The 17,364-nt window shown below is 40.7% G+C and carries 17 protein-coding genes; all 17 read right to left on the bottom strand.

Features of this window, described 5'->3' with window-relative positions; genetic code table 11:
• Positions 1–114: 114 nt before the first annotated feature.
• Positions 115–474: a DUF1240 domain-containing protein gene (locus QL986_RS17975; protein ID WP_138687038.1), complete on the bottom strand. Its 360-nt coding sequence runs from the start codon at positions 472–474 to the stop codon at positions 115–117.
• Positions 475–1,082: 608 nt separating this feature from the next.
• Positions 1,083–2,441, bottom strand: a complete 1,359-nt coding sequence (gene glmU / locus QL986_RS17970) for a bifunctional UDP-N-acetylglucosamine diphosphorylase/glucosamine-1-phosphate N-acetyltransferase GlmU (protein WP_290191775.1) — start codon at positions 2,439–2,441, stop codon at positions 1,083–1,085.
• A gap of 297 nt (positions 2,442–2,738) precedes the next feature.
• Complete coding sequence (locus tag QL986_RS17965; protein WP_008112140.1) at positions 2,739–3,161, bottom strand: F0F1 ATP synthase subunit epsilon; 423 nt, start codon at positions 3,159–3,161, stop codon at positions 2,739–2,741.
• 13 nt (positions 3,162–3,174) lie between these two features.
• Positions 3,175–4,560, bottom strand: a complete 1,386-nt coding sequence (gene atpD, locus QL986_RS17960; protein WP_008464175.1) for a F0F1 ATP synthase subunit beta — start codon at positions 4,558–4,560, stop codon at positions 3,175–3,177.
• 33 nt (positions 4,561–4,593) lie between these two features.
• Entirely contained in the window at positions 4,594–5,454 is an 861-nt protein-coding gene (gene atpG / locus QL986_RS17955) for a F0F1 ATP synthase subunit gamma (protein WP_008464174.1), read from the bottom strand.
• Between the two features lie 59 nt (positions 5,455–5,513).
• The gene (gene atpA, locus QL986_RS17950) at positions 5,514–7,055 is read right to left on the bottom strand and encodes a F0F1 ATP synthase subunit alpha (protein WP_013466263.1); all 1,542 of its coding nucleotides are present in this window, start codon (positions 7,053–7,055) and stop codon (positions 5,514–5,516) included.
• Positions 7,056–7,069: 14 nt separating this feature from the next.
• Positions 7,070–7,603, bottom strand: coding sequence for a F0F1 ATP synthase subunit delta (gene atpH / locus QL986_RS17945; RefSeq protein WP_016900009.1), 534 nt, complete (start codon positions 7,601–7,603; stop codon positions 7,070–7,072).
• Between the two features lie 16 nt (positions 7,604–7,619).
• Positions 7,620–8,090, bottom strand: coding sequence for a F0F1 ATP synthase subunit B (gene atpF / locus QL986_RS17940; protein WP_016900010.1), 471 nt, complete (start codon positions 8,088–8,090; stop codon positions 7,620–7,622).
• 41 nt (positions 8,091–8,131) lie between these two features.
• On the bottom strand, positions 8,132–8,365 hold the full coding sequence (gene atpE / locus QL986_RS17935; RefSeq protein ID WP_004335261.1) for a F0F1 ATP synthase subunit C: 234 nt from the start codon (positions 8,363–8,365) through the stop codon (positions 8,132–8,134).
• 53 nt (positions 8,366–8,418) lie between these two features.
• Complete coding sequence (gene atpB / locus QL986_RS17930; protein ID WP_013466266.1) at positions 8,419–9,276, bottom strand: F0F1 ATP synthase subunit A; 858 nt, start codon at positions 9,274–9,276, stop codon at positions 8,419–8,421.
• A gap of 15 nt (positions 9,277–9,291) precedes the next feature.
• Positions 9,292–9,672, bottom strand: a complete 381-nt coding sequence (locus QL986_RS17925) for an ATP synthase subunit I (RefSeq protein ID WP_013466267.1) — start codon at positions 9,670–9,672, stop codon at positions 9,292–9,294.
• Positions 9,673–9,814: 142 nt separating this feature from the next.
• A complete protein-coding gene (locus tag QL986_RS17920; protein ID WP_016900011.1) occupies positions 9,815–10,741 on the bottom strand; it encodes a ParB/RepB/Spo0J family partition protein in 927 nt (308 codons plus the stop codon).
• Positions 10,742–10,761: 20 nt separating this feature from the next.
• Positions 10,762–11,547 carry a ParA family protein gene (locus QL986_RS17915; protein ID WP_008112117.1) on the bottom strand — a complete coding sequence of 262 codons (786 nt, stop codon included), beginning with the start codon at positions 11,545–11,547 and terminating at the stop codon, positions 10,762–10,764.
• Between the two features lie 14 nt (positions 11,548–11,561).
• On the bottom strand, positions 11,562–12,182 hold the full coding sequence (rsmG, locus tag QL986_RS17910) for a 16S rRNA (guanine(527)-N(7))-methyltransferase RsmG (RefSeq protein ID WP_008464169.1): 621 nt from the start codon (positions 12,180–12,182) through the stop codon (positions 11,562–11,564).
• Positions 12,183–12,197: 15 nt separating this feature from the next.
• The gene (gene mnmG, locus QL986_RS17905) at positions 12,198–14,087 is read right to left on the bottom strand and encodes a tRNA uridine-5-carboxymethylaminomethyl(34) synthesis enzyme MnmG (protein WP_013466270.1); all 1,890 of its coding nucleotides are present in this window, start codon (positions 14,085–14,087) and stop codon (positions 12,198–12,200) included.
• Positions 14,088–14,515: 428 nt separating this feature from the next.
• Positions 14,516–14,965: a flavodoxin domain-containing protein gene (locus QL986_RS17900; RefSeq protein WP_024601476.1), complete on the bottom strand. Its 450-nt coding sequence runs from the start codon at positions 14,963–14,965 to the stop codon at positions 14,516–14,518.
• 959 nt (positions 14,966–15,924) lie between these two features.
• On the bottom strand, positions 15,925–17,289 hold the full coding sequence (gene mnmE / locus QL986_RS17895) for a tRNA uridine-5-carboxymethylaminomethyl(34) synthesis GTPase MnmE (RefSeq protein ID WP_013466273.1): 1,365 nt from the start codon (positions 17,287–17,289) through the stop codon (positions 15,925–15,927).
• Positions 17,290–17,364: the final 75 nt, after the last annotated feature.

Genomic DNA, 17,364 nt, shown 5'->3' with positions numbered 1-17,364 from the left:
TACCAATGCCACAGCTTCTTGTTTAAATTCTGCTGTGTAACTTCTGTTTGTTCGTTTTGTCATTTAACACCTCAATAATTGGATTATATTCCATTATTAAAGTGTCCTGTTTGATTAAAGCAGATCAAACCAATCATAAATATCACTAGTGATTACAGAACCATCTTGTAAGCATAACTCATCGTTTTTCAACCAAACATCAGGGGCACGAACTGAAGGTTGTGTATACCAATTACAATAAGTATAGCCATTGCTTTTTATATATGACTCTACATACAAGTTAAAGGGGATTACTAGCAAAAAAAATAAAGATAAGGCAATAAACAACCCTTTAACAAAACCTGCCATTAAGTATTCAGATTTATAATTTAATAACTTCTGAATAGAAGCGAAAAAATAAAGAAAAAGGGAAAAAGAAAAAAAGTAAAAGAACCTTTCCACTTTTTTCTTTAATAAAAGAACTAGACCCAACATCTTCCAGTAAACTAATTTCTGATATGACGGTATAAATTAGAGCAAAGCAAAGAATGCAAATTACGATAGGCCCTAACAAATTTATACATAATTCTTTAAAAGCGAAGTTTCTATCACTCTCACTTACTTTTTCCCATTTAAATATTTTCATAATATTTTTATGCTCGGAACCCCAAATAATGTACCGAATACTCCATAAGAATCTTCACTCAGTGCTTTATTAAAATCTTCTCTTTTACTATTAATAAAAATAGACTTTTCTTTTAATTTGTTTTCAATCTTAACAAGCTGGAGAGCTAAAAACTCCGAGTACTCAGATGTATCTGAAAAAAGTACGTAAAAAGAAGTCCAACCGTCACAACTATAGCTAAAGGTAAAATAGTTGAGTTTATTTGAATTAAAATAAGACTATTACTGATAGAACACTTCTTAACTGGCTTTCGAGTTGTCTTTCAACAATTGCCCGGCGAGCATAAGCTGACATGTAGCACCCTCCTTGAGTTATATTTTAATCCGTCATTGAATAATCTAATTAAGTAAGAATATTTAGGCAATAAAAAAGCGAGTTATAAAACTCGCTTTAAATATTTAATAAGTAATGGTCATTACTATTTTTTAACTGGGCGTTTCCAGCCGTCTAAATTGCGTTGCTTGCCACGTGCCACGGCTAGCTGATCATCCGCTACGGTATTGGTAATAACAGAGCCCGCGCCAACGGTAGCGGTTGCACCTATATTTACAGGAGCAACCAGTGACGAGTTAGACCCTATAAAGGCATTATCGCCAATAATAGTTTTGGCTTTATTCACGCCATCGTAGTTACAGGTAATAGTGCCTGCGCCAATATTCACTTTTTCGCCAATTTCAGCATCACCTAAGTAACTTAAGTGGTTTGCTTTAGAGCCTTTACCTAAACGGGTTTTTTTCATTTCGACAAAATTGCCAATGTGCGAGTCTTCTTCCATTACTGCACCAGGGCGAAGGCGGGCGTATGGACCGAGTGTACATTTAGCCGCAACTGATGCATCTTCAATTAGTGTATTAGCTTTAATAATAACATTATCGCCGATGCTACAGTTTTTAAGTACGCAGTTAGGGCCAATTTGTACATTATTGCCTAAGGTTACATTACCTTCAAAAATAACGTTGATATCGATGAGGACATCTTCACCTGTTTTAACGTCGCCACGTACGTCAATACGTGCAGGGTCAGCAAGGGTGGCCCCATTTAGCATGAGTTCTTCTGCTTGCCATGCTTGGTAAGCACGCTCTAATCCTGCAAGTTGTACGCGGTTATTTGCACCTTCAACTTCCATTGGGTGATCAGGCTGTGCTGATGTAATTTCTACGCCTTCACTATGCGCCATAGCAACTATATCTGTTAGGTAGTATTCACCTTGGGCATTATTGTTGGATAAATTACCTAACCAGCTTTTTAAAAGCTTACCATTAACCGCCATAATGCCGGTGTTTACTTCGTTAATAAGTAACTGCTCTGCATTGGCATCTTTTTGCTCAACAATACCCACTAGCTTGCCATCAACACGTAGCATACGCCCATAACCATTTGGATTTGCTAAATTAACGGTTAATACTGCTAAGCCATTTTTAGGTGTCGCTGCTAATAAGCGTTCAAGTGTAGATTGCTTTGTTAAAGGTACGTCACCGTATAAAACCAGTACGGTGTCGTCGTCATTTATATGTGGGTTAGCTTGTGCCACTGCGTGGCCTGTACCTAGCTGTTCAGCTTGCAGCACCCAGTTTACGTTATTATCGGCTAATTGTTGTTGTAATAGTTCGCCGCCGTGACCATAAACTAAGTTAGTCGATGTAGCACCTAGCGCATTGGCATTATCGATAACATGTTGCACCATAGGTTTACCTGCCACTTTATGCAGTACCTTAGGGAGAGCAGAGCGCATACGGGTACCTTTACCCGCTGCAAGAATAACCGTTGTTAGAGCCATTAAAACAATTTCCTTTTTCCGTTGTTTTAGCTTAATAGAATAAGTGTGCTGCAAAGTAGATTACGTAAGTCACATCATGTGCAAATACTCAGTAGGCTAAGCAATGACTACTGAATCTTAACTTAAGCAAAGTAACACCTAATAGAATAGGGTTATTGTAGCGAGGATCTTGCGTAGATATAAGTAATAATGAAGAGATATTAGCCATAACGATTAATTTATTTACAAATAGCGACAGGATTTATCATCAGGCACAAAAAAGCCCACATAAAGTGGGCTTTTAAAAACCAGATAGGCTTACTTTTTACGTAATTGCTGAATAACGCGTAGCTGAGCAATTGCTTCAGCTAGTTGCATTGCGGCTTGATTGTAATCAAGCTCAGCAGATGCACCTTTTGCCATTTGGGCTTCAGCGTCACGTTTAGCTTGCTCTGCAGCTTTCTCGTCCAGGTCTTCACCACGAACAGCTGTATCAGCAAGTACGGTCACTATGTTCGGTTGAACTTCTAGTGTACCGCCAGCAATATAGATGAGTTCTTCTTCACCAAATTGCTTAACTAAACGTACCATACCAGGTTTAAGGGCAGTTAGTAGTGGGGCGTGACCGGCATTAACACCTAACTCACCTTCACTACCAGATACTTGAATAGATTCTACTAAACCAGAAAATAATTTCTCTTCAGCACTTACTACATCAAGATGTACAGTCATAGCTGCCATACTACCCTCCTAATTACATGCTTTTGGCTTTTTCTTGAGCTTCTTCGATAGAGCCAACCATGTAGAACGCTTGCTCTGGCATATCATCAAACTCACCGTTTAAGATACCTTTGAAGCCTGCAATTGTGTCTTTAAGTGAAACGTATTTACCTGGCGCACCTGTAAATACCTCTGCCACGAAGAATGGCTGAGATAGGAAACGCTGGATTTTACGTGCACGAGATACAAGTTGCTTATCTTCGTCAGAAAGCTCGTCCATACCTAGAATCGCGATGATGTCTTTAAGCTCTTTGTAACGCTGAAGAACTGTTTGAACGCCGCGCGCTATACCGTAGTGCTCTTCACCGATTACTTGTGGATCAAGCTGACGTGAAGATGAATCAAGAGGGTCTACCGCTGGGTAGATACCTAGTGATGCGATATCACGTGAAAGTACCACTGTTGCATCTAAGTGAGCAAACGTTGTTGCTGGAGATGGATCCGTTAAATCATCCGCAGGTACGTATACCGCTTGGATTGAAGTAATTGAACCAGTCTTAGTAGATGCGATACGCTCTTGAAGTACACCCATTTCTTCAGCAAGTGTAGGCTGGTAACCTACCGCTGATGGCATACGACCAAGAAGTGCTGATACTTCTGTACCCGCAAGTGTGTAACGGTAGATGTTATCTACGAAGAAAAGTACGTCGCGACCTTCGTCACGGAACTTCTCAGCCATAGTAAGACCTGTTAACGCTACGCGTAAACGGTTACCTGGTGGCTCGTTCATCTGACCGTATACAAGCGATACTTTATCAAGTACGTTTGAATCGTTCATCTCATGGTAGAAATCGTTACCCTCACGAGTACGCTCACCAACACCTGCGAATACTGAGTAGCCGCTGTGCTCGATTGCGATGTTACGGATAAGTTCCATCATGTTTACGGTTTTACCAACACCGGCACCACCGAATAAACCAACTTTACCACCTTTAGCGAATGGACATACAAGGTCGATTACCTTGATACCCGTTTCTAAAAGTTCTACTGAGCTTGATTGCTCTTCGTAAGTAGGCGCTGCACGGTGGATAGACATACGCTCGTCTTCACCGATTGGACCTGCTTCATCAATTGGCTCACCAAGTACGTTCATGATACGACCTAGGGTCTTAGTACCAACTGGAACTTGAATTGCTTCGCCTGTGTTTGCTACTGCAGCACCACGACGTAAACCGTCTGTAGTACCTAGTGCGATAGTACGTACCACACCGCCACCTAGCTGCTGTTGAACTTCTAAAGTCAAACCAGCTAAATCGCCATCTGTTACTTTTAGCGCGTCATATACGGCTGGCACGCTGTCTTGTGGAAATTCGATATCCACAACGGCGCCGATAATTTGGACGACCTTACCTAAACTCATGTCTATTCCTCTCGTTAATCTTTGCCTGAAGCATTAAACTGCTGCTGAACCAGAACAAATCTCACTAATTTCTTGTGTGATTGCTGCTTGGCGAGCTTTGTTATATACAAGCTGTAACTCATCCATAAGGTCACCGGCATTATCAGTTGCAGCTTTCATTGCAACCATGCGGGCAGCCTGTTCAGAGGCAGCGTTTTCAACTACACCTTGGTATACCTGAGACTCAATGAAACGTACTAACAAAGACTCTAAAATAGCCTCTGGGTTTGGTTCATATAAGTAATCCCACGCATGTGTAGATACTTCTTCTTCAGCTTTTGGCAAAGGGAGTAACTGATCTACTATTGGCTCTTGCTTCATGGTATTAACAAAGTTGTTATATACCAGGAATAAACGGTCAATTTTACCTTCAGAGAATGCATCTAGCATTATTTTTACTGGACCAATTACGTCCTGTACTGAAGGCTTATCTCCAAGACCTGCTTTTTTAGCAAGCACTTGACCACCAAAACGTTGAAAGAAGCCAGCTGCTTTACTACCTAAAGTAGCAAAATCAGCATCTACGCCTTTTTCTTTCCACGCTTTAATCTCTAATGCGACTTTTTTAAACTCGTTTGAGTTTAAACCGCCACACAGACCACGGTCAGTAGAGATAACAATATAACCAACTCGTTTTACTTCACGTTCTTCTAAGAACGGGTGAGTAAAATCAAGATTTGCTTGAGCAACACGACCAATCACTTTACGTAATTTTTCAGCGTATGGACGGCTTGAAGCCACTCGTTCTTGCGCCTTTTTCATTTTAGACGCAGCAACCATTTCCATTGCGCTAGTGATCTTTTGAGTATTTTTAATACTGCCGATCTTGCTTTTAATCTCTTTTCCGCTGGCCATGACTCTCTCTCCGAATCAAGGTGTGCTTTAAGATATAAAGCACACCATTAATAACTAAATTACCAAGTTTGCGTAGACTTGAACTTCTCTAGAAGTTCTTTAAGCTGCGCTTCGATCTCGGCGTTGTAGTTACCAGTTTCATTGATTTGAGCCATAAGCTCTGCGTATGTGCTATTTGCGTAAGAAAGTAAAGCCGCTTCGAAATCCATAATTTTAGCGATTTCGATGTCTTTTAAGTAACCTTTCTCAGCTGCGAATAACGACAAAGACATTTCAGCAACAGACATTGGCGCGTACTGTTTCTGCTTCATTAGCTCTGTTACACGCTCACCATGCTCAAGTTGAGCACGAGTAGCATCATCAAGGTCAGACGCGAACTGCGAGAACGCAGCTAATTCACGGTACTGAGCTAGGGCTAGACGGATACCGCCACCTAGTTTCTTAACGATTTTAGTTTGTGCAGCACCACCAACACGCGATACCGAGATACCAGCATTTACTGCCGGACGGATACCTGAGTTGAATAAGTCAGTTTCTAAGAAGATCTGACCATCGGTGATAGAGATAACGTTTGTCGGTACGAACGCAGAAACGTCGCCGCCTTGAGTTTCAATGATAGGCAATGCCGTCAATGAACCTGTTTTACCTTTCACTTCACCGTTAGTGAATTTTTCAACGTAATCAGTGTTTACACGTGATGCACGCTCTAAAAGACGCGAGTGAAGGTAGAATACGTCACCTGGGTATGCTTCACGGCCTGGTGGACGCTTAAGTAGCAATGAGATTTGACGGTAAGCAACAGCTTGCTTAGATAAATCATCATATACGATTAATGCGTTTTCACCACGGTCACGGAAGTATTCACCCATAGTACAGCCCGAGAACGGTGCTAAGTACTGAAGTGCCGCAGATTCAGAAGCAGATGCTACAACTACGATAGTATTTGCAAGTGCACCGTGCTCTTCTAATTTACGTACTACGTTAGCAATAGTAGATGCTTTTTGACCAACCGCTACGTACACACACTTAACGCCTGTGTCTTTTTGGTTGATGATTGCATCGATTGCTAGTGCAGTTTTGCCTGTTTGGCGGTCACCGATAACAAGCTCACGTTGACCACGACCAACTGGAATCATTGCATCGATAGATTTGTAACCAGTTTGCACTGGCTCATCTACTGATTGACGCTCGATTACACCTGGTGCAATTTTTTCTACAGGTTCAAAACCGTCGTTATCTAAAGCGCCTTTACCATCGATAGGAGCACCTAGTGTGTTAACAACACGACCAAGTAGACCCGCACCAACAGGCACTTCTAAGATACGACCAGTTGTGTATACTTTTACGCCTTCTGTAAGGTCAGCGTAAGGACCCATTACTACTGCACCAATTGAGTCGCGCTCAAGGTTTAGTGCGATAGCATAACGGTTGCCAGGAAGCTCAATCATCTCACCTTGCATACAGTCAGCTAGACCGTGGATGCGAATGATACCGTCAGTAACAGATACAATTGTACCTTCGTTACGAGCTTCACTTACAACTTCGAACTTCTCAATACGTTGTTTGATCAGATCTGAAATTTCAGTGGAATTAAGTTGCATGCTCTTTTTCCCAATTACGATTGTAGTGTTGTGGCTAAGCGATTTAATTTACCGCGTAAAGAGCCGTCAATTACAGTGTCACCCGCCTTGATAATAAGGCCGCCAACAACTGTAGCGTCTTCACTACAATTCAGCTTAACTTTGCGTGCGAAACGTTTTTCAAGTGCCGCTACCAATGATTCTTGCTGCGCTGCAGCAAGAGGCGTTGCCGAAATCACGTCAATATCGATTTCTTTGTCATAGTCTGCTTTTAAAGCAGAAAATAAATGAGCAACTTCAGGTAGTGCAATCAAACGTCCATTTTCAGCCATCACCTTAACTAGGTTCTGACCTTGTTCGTTGAGCTGCTCACCACATAAGTTAATAAATAACTCAGCTTGTGCAGTAGCAGTAGGCAATCCAGCTAAAATGGTTGATGCCTGTTCATTGCTGGCAACGTGGCCAGCAAAGAACAACATGTCATTCCAACTTTCAATGGTGCCTTTTTCAACGGCAAGTTCAAAAGCCGCTTTAGCGTATGGGCGAGCGATAGTAGTCAATTCAGACATGCTCATACCCTCCTAATTACAGCTCAGCGACAAGTTTTTCAACGATGTCACTATGTGCGGCTTGATTGATTTCGCGCTCTAAAATTCTTTCTGCGCCAACCACAGCCAGAGTTGCTACTTTCTTACGTAGCTCTTCTGTCACACGGTTACGCTCTGATTCAATTTCAGAGTGCCCTTGAGCAATAATTTTTTCACGCTCTTGCTGACCACGAACAGTTTCTTCGTCAACAATTAGCACGGCACGCTTTTTAGCTTGATCAATGATATCAGCCGCTTGAGCCTTTGCATCTTTAAGCTGTTCTGCAGCTTTGTGTTGCGCAAGTTCTAAGTCTTTTTCGGCTCTATCAGAGGCAGCTAAACCATCTTCGATTTTCTTCTGGCGAGCTTCAATTGCACCGTTTAGTGGTGGCCATACGTATTTCATACAAAATAATACGAACACCGTAAACGCAATTAATTCACCGATAAGAGTGGCGTTTAAGTTCACAACCGCTCCTCCTTAAATAGTAAGCTGTTCAAAAAATAAAATTAAAGTACGAACAACAATACCATCGCGATACCAACACCAATCATTGCTACAGCATCGATTAGACCAGCAAGGATAAACATTTTAACTTGTAGCGATGGTGCAAGCTCAGGTTGACGCGCACATGCTTCAAGGAATTTACCGCCCATGTTACCAAAACCGATTGCTGTACCGATTGCACCGAAGCCGATAAGTAAAGCTACTGCGATGTACTTAAGACCTAATACTAGTTCCATTTTTTTCTCCAAAGTTTCAATTGTAATTAAAAGTAAAAATTAAAAGTTATAAATTAGTGATTATCCGAACTTGCCATGCTTAGGTATACGATTGTAAGCATCATAAATACGAATGCTTGCAATACAATTACCAAGATATGGAATACAGCCCACACAAAGTGTAACGGTAGTTGCATTAAACCTATTGCACCGATAAGGATGAAGATTAACTCACCTGCATATAAGTTACCGAACAAACGCAGTGCCAGTGAAAACGGCTTAGAAACCAATGCGATAAGCTCTAGTAATAGGTTAAATGGGATTAAAAGAATCTGCATAGCTGTATTGTTTGAACTAAACGGATGAAGTGTTAGTTCTTTAATAAAACCGCCGATACCCTTTATTTTTATTGAGTAACCAATCATTAGAATGAACACGCCCAGCGCAAGTGCTGCTGTCATGTTGATATCTGTAGTTGGTACAATTTTCATGTATACGTCGTGTGAATCCATACCAAACGCAGTTTCGCCAACAAATCCGGCAAATGCTGGTAGGAAGTCAACTGGGATTAAATCCATTAAGTTCATTAAGAATATCCACACGAATATTGTTAATGCTAATGGTGCAATTAGCTTACTTTTACCGTGGAAGGTATCGCGTACGTTGTCGCCAACGAACTCAACAACCATTTCAATGAAACACTGAAATTTCCCAGGTACACCCAGAGTTGATTTTTTTGCGGCACTACGGAAGATCCATAAAAATATTAGACCTAGTCCGATAGACCATGCGAGGGTATCTACATGCCATGTCCAGAAGCCACTATCCGTACATGCTTTATTGAAGGCAAGACCAGCGTCGGTCGAGCACATCTTAGCATTGGTTAAGTGGTGCTGAATATGGCTAGATAGAGTAACTTCTTCTGCAGCCATGTTATATCCCAAAAGTTAATGTTTAAAAAAAACGGGTGTAAACAATCCTGTAAACAACACCAACACATAAGCACAAAAGAAAGGTAATAAAACTACCGGATAAAGCTTTAGCATTAGTGCAAACAAAACGATTGTTAGCATAAATTTTAATCCGTTGCCGCGTTTCAACGAGGCATACGCTTGATTTGCTCGACTTGCACCCATATATCTGAATGCATAAAGCGCAAATACAAAGTTAGGAAGTACTGCGACAGCGCCACCAGCTAATGCTGAAAGTGCGGCATTGGTTTCCCAACCTATAAAAATTATTAGTGCAGCTAAAAGGGCTACAAATCCCTGAAGGCAAATTAATTTTAATGCGGCAAGCCTATACGGGCCTGCTAACTTATTAGTCACTTTTAATTAACCTTTATGACGCTCTAATTGTCAGGGTATGAAAACTGGCGAAATTATACTTAATCCTGCCAGTTTTGCAACTTGAGTAGGTGCTTTGTAACACAAAATCGCTGTAAATGTCCCTTTTTAGACATCCAATGAATTAATGGTGGGAATAGTCTTGATTGATACGGTTTAAAATACCGTCTAACTCGTCAAGATTAGTGTAAGAAATAACCAACTTCCCTTTGCCTTTCTTGTTGTAATTTATTTCTACTTTTGCCCCTAAGTTATCAGCAAGTTGTTGCTCTAACTGTTTAACATCTGGGTCTTTTTCTATTACTTCTTTTGCTGGAGCAGGCTCTAAAATAGAGCGCACTAGCTTTTCAGTTTCGCGAACGGTCAATGCTTTCGCAACAGCTAAACGGGCTGCATCTGATTGCACTTCACCTTCAAGTGCTAATAAGCAACGAGCGTGACCCATTTCAATGTCACCATGCTCTAACAATATCTTTACATCGTTATTAAGATTATTTAAGCGTAATAAGTTAGTCACGGTCGTACGCGATTTACCAACTGCATCCGCCACTTGTTGATGCGTTAACTCAAACTCATTAAGCAAGCGATTAAGCGCTATCGCTTCTTCCATGGCGTTTAAGTCTTCACGCTGAATATTTTCAATTAGGGCAATAGCAACGGCCGCTTCATCGGGTACATCTTTAATAATACACGGTACAAACTCAAGCTTGGCAATTTGAGCCGCGCGCCAACGACGTTCACCGGCAATAATTTCATAACTGTTATGCGCAACTGGGCGCACAACAATCGGTTGAATTATCCCTTGTGAACGAATTGAACTGGCGAGTTCTTCAAGTGCCTCTTCAGACATGTCTTTACGAGGTTGGTATTTCCCTGAGTGTAAAAACTCGATGGGTAGTTTTTGTAATTCACTGTTGCTAGGCTGTGCCGCATTTTCAACTGCGTTTGTTACATTGGCGCTGTCGTGTTCCTTGCTTTCGCTTGGTGCAGGTTTAGATGAACTTAAAAGTGCATCGAGTCCTCGGCCTAAACCTCGTTTTTTAGCAGACATGTTATTTTTTTACCTCAAAGTTAGGCGACAACGGGAGTTGTTTTTTCTTTTCTGCGTAGCATTTCACCCGCGAGAGCTAAATACGCTTTCGCACCACTTGATGCTCGATCGTAGTACATTGCCGGTGCGCCAAAACTTGGGGCTTCTGCAAGTCGAACATTACGTGGGATCACCGTACGGTATACTTTATCGCCAAAATGTTGTTTTAATTGTTCTGATACATCATTTGCTAATCGATTACGCGGATCGTACATAGTACGAAGTATGCCTTCAATCTGTAAGTTAGGATTAACTAACTTAGCAAGTTGCGTAATCGTATCCATTAATGCAGTTAATCCTTCCAATGCATAATATTCACATTGCATTGGGACTAAAATAGAATCGGCAGCAGCCATGGCATTAACGGTTAACATATTTAAAGAAGGTGGGCAGTCTATAAAAATAAACTCGTACTGATCCTGAATTTTTTCAAGTGCATTGCGTAAGCGTACTTCGCGAGCAAATAATTCCATCAATTTAACTTCTGCAGCGGTCACATCGCCGTTTGCAGCAATCATATGATACTCGCCTGAGGTTTCTTTAATAATCACCTCATCAATAGGCTTATCTTCTATGAGTAAATCATAGATAGTAGGGACGTCACCATATTTGTCGACGCCACTGCCCATGGTCGCATTGCCTTGCGGATCGAGATCTATTAACAGCACTTTACGTTTCGTTGCAGCCATAGATGCAGCGAGATTAACGGCAGTGGTCGTTTTACCTACTCCGCCTTTTTGATTTGCTAATGCGATGACTTTTGCCACAGTGTCTCTGATCCCTAGTCTTTAGAAAGAATTATTAAATGTCGTTGTGCATCTAAATCGGGTACTTCTAATGCAATTTTTTGCTCAAACTTAACACCAGCAGGGAGTGAGTCTAATTCCTCACTTGGAAATACCCCTTTAAGTGCAATGAACTTACCTGAATGATCGATTAAGTGCGAACACCAGTCAATCATATCTTGTAACGATGCAAATGCACGACTTAGTACGCCATCTAATTTAACACTTGGTTGATATTCTTCAACTCTTGACTGCACAGGGGTCACATTATCAAGGCCAAGCTCATGTTTAACATGCATTAAAAAACGTACACGTTTACCTAAACTATCTAATAATACAAACTGCGTATCGGGTAAGGCAATAGCTAACACTATGCCCGGTAAACCAGGACCTGTGCCAACATCAATATAATGATGACCGGTCAAGTGAGGCGCAACAACTAAGCTATCCATTATATGTTTAACCATCATTTCTTGAGGTAAACGTACTGAGGTTAAATTATAGGCTTTATTCCACTTATCGAGTAATTCGACATAGCGAACAAGTTGTTGCTGTTGTTTTTGTGTTAGCGCAATATCAGTTTGCGCTAACAAAGTTGTTAATTGTTGCTGTAACACAATGTACCTTTACCGTTACGCAGTTTTGCGCAACAAGCCTTGCTTCTTCAGATACACTAATAATAGCGAAATCGCCGCTGGGGTGATACCAGAAATACGCGAAGCTTGACCAATAGTGTCTGGACGAGCATCAATTAGCTTAGCAACAACCTCATTTGATAAACCAGAAACGGTTTTATAATCAAACTCTTTTGGTAAAATTGTTTCTTCATGACGAAGCTGCTTATTGATCTCATCTTGCTGGCGTGCAATGTAACCTGCGTACTTAGTATGAATTTCAACCTGCTCTAAGGCGGCCTTATTGGTAAACTCAGATCCGAGTCCTTCAATGGCCATCAAGTCGTTATAACGCACTTCAGGTCGGCGTAATAATTCTTCTAAGCTGGCTTCACGCACAAGTGGCGTTTTTAGTAATTCATTTACTTGATCAACAACCGCATGATCTTTATGGATCCAAGTATCTTTAATACGCTGTTTCTCTTTAGCGATCACTTCCATTTTTTCGTTGAATGCTTGCCAACGTTCATCGTTAACTAAACCTAATTCACGGCCTTTTTCAGTTAAACGTATATCAGCGTTGTCTTCACGTAGTAACAAACGGTATTCAGCACGGCTAGTAAACATGCGGTACGGTTCTTTTGTACCCAGTGTTGCTAGGTCGTCAATTAGTACGCCAACATAGGCTTCATCACGACGTGGCGTCCACGACTCTTTGCCTTGCACTTGTAATGCCGCATTCATACCTGCGATCAGACCTTGTGCGCCCGCTTCTTCGTAACCGGTCGTACCATTAATCTGACCAGCAAAAAATAAACCATCAATAAATTTAGTTTCTAATGATTGTTTTAAGTCGCGCGGATCAAAAAAGTCATATTCAATAGCATAGCCAGGACGACAAATATGTGCATTTTCAAATCCGGTGATCGATTGCACAATTTCTAACTGCACATCGAACGGTAAGCTGGTTGAAATACCGTTAGGATATAACTCGTATGACGTTAAGCCTTCTGGCTCTACAAATATCTGGTGCTTATCTTTATCAGCAAAACGGACAATTTTATCTTCAATAGACGGACAGTAACGTGGGCCTATTCCTTCGATAACACCTGAGTACATAGGTGAGCGATGTAAGTTTTTGCGAATAACATCATGTGTTTTTTCATTGGTGTAAGTGATGTAACACGGAATTTGTTGTGGGTGGTCGCTTTGTTTACCCATAAATGAGAATACCGGTGTTGGTGCATCACCTGGTTGTTCTTGCATTTTAGAAAAATCAACAGTGCGTGCATCAATACGTGGTGGTGTGCCTGTTTTTAAACGATCCACTCTAAATGGAAGTTCGCGTAAACGATCAGCCAATGCAATTGAAGGTGGATCGCCTGCACGGCCACCTTTAAAGTTTTCAAGACCGATATGAATTTGGCCACCTAAGAATGTGCCTACGGTTAGTACTACACTAGGAGCACTGAAACGCAGACCCATTTGGGTAACGACACCTGTTACACGGTTGTTTTCAACGATAAGATCATCACATGATTGTTGAAAAATCTTTAAGTTTTCTTGGTTTTGAAGTGTGTTCTGAATAGCCGCTTTGTACAAAGCACGATCCGCTTGAGCACGAGTAGCTCGTACAGCAGGGCCTTTAGAAGAATTAAGCGTACGGAATTGGATCCCGCCTTTGTCAATAGCCTGAGCCATTGCGCCACCAAGAGCATCAATTTCTTTAACTAAGTGGCCTTTGCCAATGCCACCAATCGCTGGGTTACAAGACATTTGACCAAGGGTATCCATATTGTGAGTCAGCAGCAGGGTATTCATCCCCATACGGGCAGCTGCCAATGCGGCTTCAGTGCCAGCATGTCCACCACCTACTACGATAACGTCAAAATTTTCGTGAAAAATCATTAATGGGATCCTACTTAAATCAAACCAGTAAACTTCAAAAGGGAGCGTATTCTACCTAGAAATTAGCAGAAGATAAATGATTAAACAGTGCTCAAGATCTAAGTAAGTGATCTCTAATAATATAAAGGATCTTTTAAAGAGATCTTTTAATACTATTACTACTACTGATCAGCTTTTCTGTTGATAAGCTTTAGATCATGATTAAAAACATATAATTAGATCGGATCTAAAGGTGTTAATATGATCGGATCTTCAGGCAAATAAGCTCTGATCAAAACAGGCTGTTATGCACAGGCCGATCAAGTCTCGATCTTATCCCATGGATAAGCATGGTTAAAAAAGCAGTTTAATCAGTGTTTATCCACAAAATCTTTTAAATTATTAGTAAATTGTGGGTAACTTTATTTATAACTTTTTACTTGATCTTTCTATTTTAGACCTGTTTTTGCTATCCACGAGTCTAACCAAGCTAAGGCCGTATCTTCTGGAAGTGCTTCATCAAGAATATTCAGTTCTAACCGCGGTGCTAACTGTATCGCGCCTTTTTGGCTTAAAAGCGTATCTATATTACGCCCTGCAAGGTTATACGTGTCATAACTGGTATCACCTAAAGCAATGACCGTGTACTTTAAGTGCGATAAATCATCAACTTGAGATAACTCATCAACAAAGTTAATAAGGTTTTCTGGGTAATCACCCGCACCATAGGTTGATGTACAAATTAACCAAATGGTATTTTGCTGATCTATTTCACTAAATTCAGGTTGATCATGTAGTTGGGTATTAATACCTTGGCTATTAAGCGCATCGCTTAGTTGCTCGGCAACGTATTCTGCGGATCCCATTTGACTACCAACGATAAGATTTACTGAACTCATGAATATTTGTGATCACTATTAGTTTTAATTGCCGCCTATGATAGCCCAGTGAGTATAACAGTAAAGTTAAGAGTGCCATTTTGTATAACTATTTTTGTACTTATTTAAGCCTTCACTTAAATGTACTGCTTAACTACCTGATAATTAAAGGTTTAACAAAATATCTTTAAATGTAACCTTCTGATCAAGTTGTTGATAAGGTTGGGGAAAGCTCTGCTTAACTATCAATTAAAGTTGCAATTTTATTGCTAACTCATTGATTTTATATTTAGTATTTGCCACCAGCGATTGAAAATAAACGTATAGATGCTTGTTGATCTTAATGTGGATATAAAGCTTGTTGATAACCTTAAATTGGGATCGAAAATAATTTTAAAAAATGATCTATTTAGTCAGATCAGGCTAAATAACCATTATTATTTTTTATAAACAGCCCTTTTTTAATTAAATACAGCTTATTTCCCCATTTTAAAGACGTTTAATTCCTCGCTGAAGCAAAAAAACACGCAATTGTGGATAACTGATCTGCAAAAAAATAAATTTGAGTGATCTAAAGTGAATATTTAACTGAATTTTGCTGGTGGTGTAGACGAACAAAACGTATTTTTTAGCTACGTTTTGTTTTTATGACTTGATCATTCCCCCTATTCAAACATGGATAACCAATGCTATAGCTTCACTTTTAGAGTGTTTAATAGGCATAACTACGGCTATTTTTTCTATAAATTAAGGCTTTCTAGCCGCTATTTGCTGTGATTATTAGCGTTGTTACATCTTTTATGTACATTATTAAAGGCAATTGAGGCTGATATAAGTGCAGCTTAAACTGTATTTGTAGTCTGTTTGGTTTTTAAAGTGGATTATTAAAGCACAGCTTGGTAAGTTGTTATTGTAAGATTAGGCATTAAAAAGGGCGCCTAAGCACCCTTAATAAATTATATCGTTACTTATTAATTCGACTATTTGCCGATACAGAACGAGCTAAATATTTTGCCAAGTAGATCATCTGAGGTAAATTCACCAGTTATTTCGTTAAGATACTGCTGCGTTAAACGCAGTTCTTCAGCCAAAATTTCACCGGCCACATGCATTTCTAATTGTGTTTTACCGGTATCTAAGTGGTAGGCTGCATGCTCAAGGGCATCTAAGTGACGACGACGCGCCATAAATCCACCCTCTGTGGCCCCATCAAAACCAATACAGGCTTTTAAGTGCTCACGCACTAGTTCTATGCCGTCAGCATTCTTAGCGCTTAAACTGATGACCGGATATTGTTGCTCTTGATCCATACCGACTACATCACCTGATAAATCGGCTTTGTTTCTGATCACGGTCACGCCCATACCTTGGGGTAACTTAGCCATAAATTCTGGCCAAATAGCATGAGGGTCGGTATCGGCTGTATCTGTACCATCAAGCATAAATAACACGCGATCGGCTTGGTTTATTTCATCCCATGCACGCTCAATACCTATTTGTTCAACGCGATCTGGGCTTTCACGCAGGCCTGCGGTGTCGATTATATGTAGTGGCATACCATCTATATGTATGTGCTCACGAAGTACATCCCGGGTGGTGCCGGCTATTTCTGTTACGATTGCCGCTTCTCGTCCTGCTAATGCATTAAGTAAGCTTGATTTACCTGCATTAGGACGACCTGCAATAACGACACGCATACCTTCGCGCATTATGCTGCCTTGTTTGGCTTGATTAGTAACCGCATTGAGTTGCTCAATAATGGCATTCAAATCCCCGCCGACTTTTCCGTCTGATAAAAAATCGATTTCTTCATCAGGAAAATCAATAGCCGCTTCTACATACATACGTAAGTGAATGACTTTTTCTACTAAGGTTTCTATGTGCTTAGAGAATTGACCTTGAAGTGACTGTAGGGCGCTTTTGGCCGCTTGTTCACTGGTTGCATTTATTAAATCTGCAATAGCTTCAGCTTGAGTTAAATCAAGCTTGTCGTTCATAAAGGCACGCTCAGAGAATTCACCAGGCTTTGCTAAACGTACACCGTCTATTTTACTTATTTCTTTAAGTAGCATATCAAGGACAACAGGGCCACCATGGCCTTGAAGTTCGAGTACGTCTTCACCGGTAAATGAGTGTGGGCCGGCAAAGTAAATTGCAATACCTTGGTCAAGCTGATCCCCTGCAAGGTTATTAAAAGGCACGTAGTCGGCAAAGCGAACTTTAGGTATTTTACCTACTATTTTCTCAGCGACTTGCTTTGCTAGGCTGCCTGAAACACGAATAATACCAACCCCACCACGTCCTGGTGCGGTTGCTTGTGCTGCGATAGTGTCTTGATTAATCATGCGTTTGAAATTGCCAATATGAAAGTGAATGCTGGTTTGTATTGTAACCTATGGCTTTATTTCATGCGAATAGCT

This window comes from Pseudoalteromonas sp. APC 3250 (genome assembly GCF_030407915.1).
Taxonomy (GTDB): Bacteria; Pseudomonadota; Gammaproteobacteria; order Enterobacterales; family Alteromonadaceae; genus Pseudoalteromonas; species Pseudoalteromonas tetraodonis.
Note: the sequence above shows the minus strand (reverse complement) of the source record. Positions and strands in the feature narration are given on the sequence as shown.